The sequence below is a fragment of the Vibrio sp. AND4 genome, assembly GCF_000171815.1.
GTDB lineage: Bacteria > Pseudomonadota > Gammaproteobacteria > Enterobacterales > Vibrionaceae > Vibrio.
Genome location: NZ_ABGR01000009.1, coordinates 115,993 through 122,408, shown reverse-complemented (window position 1 = coordinate 122,408; position 6,416 = coordinate 115,993). Strand labels below are relative to the sequence as shown.

Here is a 6,416-nt window from a genome sequence, read left to right as displayed (position 1 = left end):
ACCGGTTTCAGGCGCCGTTGAAGTGGCGCCCCCTTCTGAAGAAAACGAGTCTCAAGAAGCAAGTGCGCAGCAAGAAGCAGAACAGTCCACCATGCCAAAAGCAAGGTAACCCATTAAAAATAGCGAGCACCTAGCTCGCTATTTTTATTGAATCAGAGAAACGTTCTAGAGCCCAGTGTCTCTGACTTAGCTCATACCAATCGGAGTCAATAACGGGTCAATGAAGTTGTTACGACACTCAGCAACTTCATTTATAATTTTGGCTGTCGAATCATCCGTTCAGTTTGTTTTCTGGTGCGTTATCCAAGACTTGCTGTGCTTGTCTCTTAGCCTTGATTTCCTTACGGCGACGCTTAAAGAAAGCTTGTAGCTGAGTGCGGCATTCATTCTCCAATAACCCACTTTCTACTGTCGCATAATGATATGCTGCTTGGCTTTCAAATAGGTTCAACACCGTCCCTGCCGCCCCAGCTTTTAAATCAGGGGCACCGTAAACCACACGCTTCACCCGGCTATGCAACAACGCACCAGCACACATTGGACACGGCTCTAGCGTGACATACAAGGTGGTATCAAGCAGTCGATAGTTACCCAGCGTTTCTCCCGCTTTGCGCAGAGTTTGGATCTCAGCGTGCGCTGTCGCGTCATGGGAACAGATAGAACGATTCCAACCCTCCGCAATGATCTTCCCATCTTTCACTAAGACAGCGCCAACGGGGACCTCACCTTCTGCTTCCGCTTGTTCAGCGAGCTCCATAGCTCGGCGCATAAATCGTTCGTCTTGAGGTGAAAACTGAGAATCTGACAAAAGGAGGCTCCAATATTTAGAGAATGGATCGTTATTTAACGTAGATTTTAACCTTCAAAGGGGGGAAGTGGAAGCGGGATGCGGGATGCGGGATGCGGGATGCGGGATGCGGGATGCGATTTCATTTTTTCTATTTGGGAACGAATTCTGTCAACACCTTTGAGTCTATGTATGTACATCTAGTATTCCGGCACACACCTCTCGACTCCTAGAGCGAAGCGTTCCCGCCTCCCAAAAAAAGCGCCGGTCTCTCAACCCGCGCTTTTTACATCAACTCATTTACGACAAACAACTTACATCGTGTAGTTGTATGACGATTGAATGCCAAGCGGAATGCCCAACATCCAGTAAAGGACTAGGAAGATAGACCAGCCAATTAGCATTGCGATAGAGAACGGCATCATGAGCGATGCGAGAGTACCGATACCTGTCGACTTCACGTAACGTTGGCAGTAAACCACCACGAGAGGGAAGAATACCATCAGAGGTGAAACGATGTTCGATACAGAGTCACCGACACGGTAAGCCGCTTGAGATAGCTCAGGAGAGATACCTACAGCCATTAGCATAGGCACTAGGATCGGGCCGATAAGTGCCCATTTCGCAGATGCAGAACCGATGAGAAGGTTTACTGAAGCAGTTAGAAGAATCATACCGATAATCGTCGCTTGACCAGGCAGGTTCATCGCTTTCAGTCCCTCTGCACCATATAACGCTAGCATCGTGCCTATGTTTGATTGTGCGAATGCAGATAAGAACTGCGCACAGAAAAACGACATGACAATGTATGCGCCCATGGTCGCCATGGTATCCGACATCGCTTTTATGATGTCGTTGCTTGTCTTAAACCTGCCAGACACTCGACCGTAGACGTAACCAGGAATGATAAACAGAATAAAGATCAACGGCACGATCGACTTCATGATTGGAGCAGAGAACGCCGTAATTTCACCTTCAGGCGAGCGCAGTGCCGAGTTTTCTGGAATAAGCGCAACCACAAGAAGCGCAATACCCGCCATCATTGCCCAACCAGCATAACGGAAGGCTTTAGACTCAAGTTCAGTGAAAGAACCAAGATCGGTTGCTTTCTCCGCGTCTTCATCGATCGGTGTGTTCTTTAAACGCGGTTCAATGATTTTCTCAGTTACATACCAACCAATAGCAACAATGATGACTGAAGATAGGCCAGTGAAGAAAATGTTCGATAGTGGGTTTACCACATACTCTGGATCGAGAACCTGTGCTGCCGTTTGTGTGAAACCTGCGAGCAGAGGATCGATACCTGAAGGGATGAAGTTCGCAGAGAAACCGCCAGATACACCTGCGAATGCAGCCGCAATACCCGCGAGAGGATGTCGACCAGCCGCGTGGAAAATAATACCACCAAGAGGGATCACCAGAACGTAGCCCGCATCCGCAGCAGTATGCGATACGATGGCAACAAGAATGAGCATTGGTGTAAGAAGTTTTGCTGGCGTGAAGTTCAGCATCTTCTTAAGGCCTGTAGTGATAAAGCCCGATGAATCGGCAACCCCAACACCTAACATCGCAACGAGAACAATGCCAAGTGGCGCAAAACCTGTGAACGTTTTGACCATGTTAGCCAGAAAACTTGCCAGTGCTTCGCCAGTGAGAAGGTTAGTGATAGCAAGAGCTTCGCCTGTTCTAGGGTTTAGAAGGTCAAAGGAAACGTTTGATAAAAGTGCAGACGCAGCCCAGGTAATGATCAGTGCCCAGAAGAATAAAATCGCAGGATCAGGGATTTTATTGCCCACTCGCTCAATGAAATTCAGAAAGCGATCCATCCCGCTCGGCTTCGGTGACGGTGCCTTATTTACTGCTTGGTTACTCATGGTAACTCCATATGAATAGTGTTGGTGCCATGGCCTATTCGAGTAATTATAGTGGCCTATATTTAAGCGAGCATTATATCAAAAGACATAACTGGAAAAGCACAAGGTTCTGCGATTTTTCCATTTTTGGAGACATATTTTGCAAAAAAGCCATGTTAACAGAACATAAAAAAAACATAGCAACAGCCAATTATTTACAATAAATACACCAAACATTAACCGCAAAATCGAGCAATAAGCAACATCAATACTTGCACCGGGAGTCATACAAGTGAAAACTTAAAACCTCAATTGTCGAATTCACTGTAACGTGAAATCATCGTCTTTAACCTAATGGATTGGGTCTCTCCCATCCGATCTTGCCAGCTAGATTTGATGACAATGGTCTTAAGTGAGCCAGAAACCGTGGCAACGGGTACTTCCCATTCCAAGGTATAGGCACCAACAGCTGAAGAGCCTGTTGCAATCAAATCAAAAGAAGCAGTAGAGATTGTAGACATCGCATCAGATGCCCCACGAGTACGAAACCATTCGAGCTGATTTTCAGCCAAGCGCAGCGCTTCCATACTCTGAATGGCGTAATCAGATTCACGCTCCATATAAATCTGTAATTTAGTCAGGCCATGGGCGCCAACGCCAATTATCAGGAATACAATGAGCACCTCGATTAAGCTAAAAGCTTGCTGTTTAGCGATCATTCCAGGAGCCCTTTTTCCAACTGATTTTGATGACGGGGTCGATAACTTCATCGATGTTATCTCGGTTATATGCAAAGTTCAGCGAGTTAACAAAGTAAGCGCTATACCCGGGACTGTCCAATACTTGTCCTCCCGAGAAACTGAACGAGCCACGTTGTAAGTAAACAACGTTATCTCGCTCAAGCGCTGGAAAATGGACCACATCACCGAAGTAATCTTTAGCCTCAAATAACGCCCAATGTGCCTCTAATCCTAAAATTGAGGCCGTTGTAAGCTGATAAAACATACCGGGGAAAGTCATGGATCCATGTGCAGCAAAAATACCATTTTGAACCACAAGGAATATTGGGGCCCCATTTCTGGCGGCAAAAGCTTCATTAAGGTAATCAATGCCGCCTTTGATTGGCATCCCAGCAGAATCATTCTCATACTCTCCTGAAGCATTTCTCTTCGATGAAGTAAACTCACAGGATCCGGTCACCCAAATATGGGTTTTCCCTGAGGAGATTTTCTCTGCGACCTTCTTTCCGCAATCAGTCACAACTTGGTTTACTACATCGTCAAAATCAATAGCAGTAAAAACCCAACTGGATTTCACAGAATCCCAATCATTGCGGTGCTCTCGAAAAGTGTCATAAAACGGTTCTAGGTTTGAATCTTGGACAAAGTCTCTACCCAAGCCAGAATCAGAAGCCGTCACACTCATATGTTCAGCTTTACAATCTATCTTGTTATTTACAAAACCAGTGTAAGGCGCAGAACCGTGCATCACCCCTTGGTTTAACACTCCGGCACGTGAATAAAATGCATTCTTAAAGCGAATAGCCACACACTCCCATCCACTCTCACCCAACTCACCGGGATCTGGGGTTAAAAACTTGGCGCTACCATTTATGTACAAGTCAGTACTACTTTTTAAGGCACCTGAGGCTCTGCCTCTAGAGAAAACAAGCTGCTTTTCAATTGTTCGGTTGGAGTTGGGGGCAGGCTTACTCAACAATTGATGGTTGGGTTTCAATATTAATTGGTGTAAACCTAAAGGTGTTTCACACTGGCTCGAAATTAACGAGGTCGCGGGAGGAGCCGAACCAGTACTTTGGATTAAAGAATAGAAACACTCTAACCCACCTTCGGCACGCCAATGTTCTTGCTGAGCTTCAATGTGATTGTTGGCAGCTTTGATCTGATAAAAAAGCGATTTGTAACTACCAAGCGACATCATCAAGGCAGCAACAAGTAAGATACTGACAACCAGTAACGCAACTGCACCTCGTTGTTTTTTCATTACTGCCAGTTCCTTTGTTTTACAGTAAAGGATTGCTGAGTACGAATGCCCGGCGCATCTTTCAATTTCGCTTCTAATGTAACGGTTACCAACGCACTCTTCGCACCTGTGCTTTCTATTGCATTACTGATAATCTCAAACCGACTTAGGTGAATCTTATTATTGTCGAAAAGCGAATTACACGTCCCCGTACCGGCAAGGCTGATGACATCATCAATATCCCATATCCTTGTTTGTTTTTTTTCACATACAAAAAGTAACTCCGGCATTTCCAGCCGCTGCTCATACACCACGTTTTTATACATAGGCGCCTTGCCAGAACCACCAACATTATAAACGTATGCAATCAGTGCTGAATCAATGCTGCTCATTGTATAAAGCGTGTTGCTTGCACCCGATATTTTGACCGACTTTGTATCCTTGCCATCAAATCCGGCACGCCGAATATCACTCTTCATCATCTGCAGAACGCTGGCGGTATTTTGCAATAGCATGAGTTCTTTAGCGCGCTCCATCGCTGCCTTCTGACCACTGGTATAAAGCGTCCCAACAATGGCGAAAGCAATCAGCCCCAAACAAGAAGCAATCATGAACTCAACCAGAGTTGAACCTTTTTGGTTATGCATATTCAACACTCAATAGCAGGTTGAGTAACCAAAAAACTCGGTCTTGTTGTTATCGCTGCATACACGAACGCGAGCCGAAAGATGGTAAGAAATAAGTTTAAGCGCTTTTGAAGATTGCCCCACCGGATGGAACCGGATATTGCCAGAGGAAGGGCGACCATAAACATCATCAAAGCTGATTTGATCAGACAAATAACTCGGTGTGACAGCAATACCTTTGTAGCGCGCCCCCGAAAGTAACAACAAAACTGTGCCCGAGCCTTCCATTTCGTTATTTGTCAGCTCGATGCGCCAATTACCATCATTTGAGGAGCCCCCAGACATGATGATATGGGCCCAAAGTCTCTCTCTACGTAACACTGCTTCCGATTTACCTTGAAGAACAAATCCATGTAGCTCATTGGCTAAGCGCTGCATTTTGTTGTTTTCAAAGATGCTTTGGAAAGATGGCACGGCAACTGACAGTAAAATACTCAGTACAGCCATGGTGATCAGAAGTTCCAACAACGTCAGCCCGCGAGGCATTTCCCAAATTCCTATGCAATCGGCAAAAGAGCCGTCATTCATCTTGCACAGATGCTAACACCAAAGAAAAATAGGTTGGAAAGTGAAAAGGAATGACTCGTCATGATTCGAATTTATACTTGTAACGGATACAACAAACGATTAATAGGGATGACATTGATCGAATTACTGATAGTCGTTGTTATCATCGGCATCATTGCCGCTATCGCCTATCCTTCATATCGCCAGCACAATGTTACTGCCCATCGCACCGTCGCGCTCAGTGATATTGCTCGCCTTCAATTGGAACTCGAAACGTCTTACGATGGTCGTTATGATTGGAGTGAATTAGTTTCTGCTGGGCGTTGTACGATCTGCGAATCAGATCCAGAGCGCTTTGCATTTAATATCATCAGCTCCGCAACTTTAGCATACAAAATTGAGGCAACCGCCAAGTCCAATTTAGGCCAAGACAATGACCCTTGCTTCACTAACCACAACAAAAAAATCACGCTAACTTCAACCAACATCGAATCACCAAGCACTTGCTGGAACTGAAGCGAATTTTTGAATTCATAAATCACTGAACACAAAAAAGCCTGCATCACTGCAGGCTTTTCGTTGAATTTAACTGACCAAGCA

The 6,416-nt window shown here is 45.3% G+C and carries 7 protein-coding genes; 1 reads left to right on the top strand and 6 read right to left on the bottom strand.

The window, feature by feature from the left end; all coding sequences use genetic code 11:
- Positions 1-271 precede the first annotated feature (271 nt).
- The 6 genes from tadA to AND4_RS11645 form a co-directional block, all read right to left on the bottom strand.
- Complete coding sequence (gene tadA, locus AND4_RS11670) at positions 272-769, bottom strand: tRNA adenosine(34) deaminase TadA (RefSeq protein ID WP_043991640.1); 498 nt, start codon at positions 767-769, stop codon at positions 272-274.
- A 332-nt stretch (positions 770-1,101) separates the two neighbouring features.
- Positions 1,102-2,661, bottom strand: coding sequence for an AbgT family transporter (locus AND4_RS11665; RefSeq protein WP_009843174.1), 1,560 nt, complete (start codon positions 2,659-2,661; stop codon positions 1,102-1,104).
- A gap of 287 nt (positions 2,662-2,948) precedes the next feature.
- Entirely contained in the window at positions 2,949-3,359 is a 411-nt protein-coding gene (locus AND4_RS11660) for a prepilin-type N-terminal cleavage/methylation domain-containing protein (protein ID WP_009843173.1), read from the bottom strand.
- Positions 3,349-4,644 (bottom strand): hypothetical protein, encoded by a 1,296-nt coding sequence (locus AND4_RS11655; protein ID WP_009843172.1) that lies wholly within the window; start codon positions 4,642-4,644, stop codon positions 3,349-3,351. The genes AND4_RS11660 and AND4_RS11655 overlap by 11 nt, the downstream gene beginning before the upstream one ends.
- The gene (locus AND4_RS11650; protein WP_009843171.1) at positions 4,644-5,270 is read right to left on the bottom strand and encodes a hypothetical protein; all 627 of its coding nucleotides are present in this window, start codon (positions 5,268-5,270) and stop codon (positions 4,644-4,646) included. The genes AND4_RS11655 and AND4_RS11650 overlap by 1 nt, the downstream gene beginning before the upstream one ends.
- 9 nt (positions 5,271-5,279) lie before the next feature.
- Positions 5,280-5,795, bottom strand: coding sequence for a GspH/FimT family pseudopilin (locus tag AND4_RS11645; RefSeq protein ID WP_009843170.1), 516 nt, complete (start codon positions 5,793-5,795; stop codon positions 5,280-5,282).
- Between the two features lie 102 nt (positions 5,796-5,897).
- On the opposite strand from AND4_RS11645, the gene AND4_RS11640 reads away from it, so the two are divergent.
- Positions 5,898-6,332 (top strand): type IV pilin protein, encoded by a 435-nt coding sequence (locus AND4_RS11640; protein ID WP_043991636.1) that lies wholly within the window; start codon positions 5,898-5,900, stop codon positions 6,330-6,332.
- Positions 6,333-6,416 lie beyond the last annotated feature (84 nt).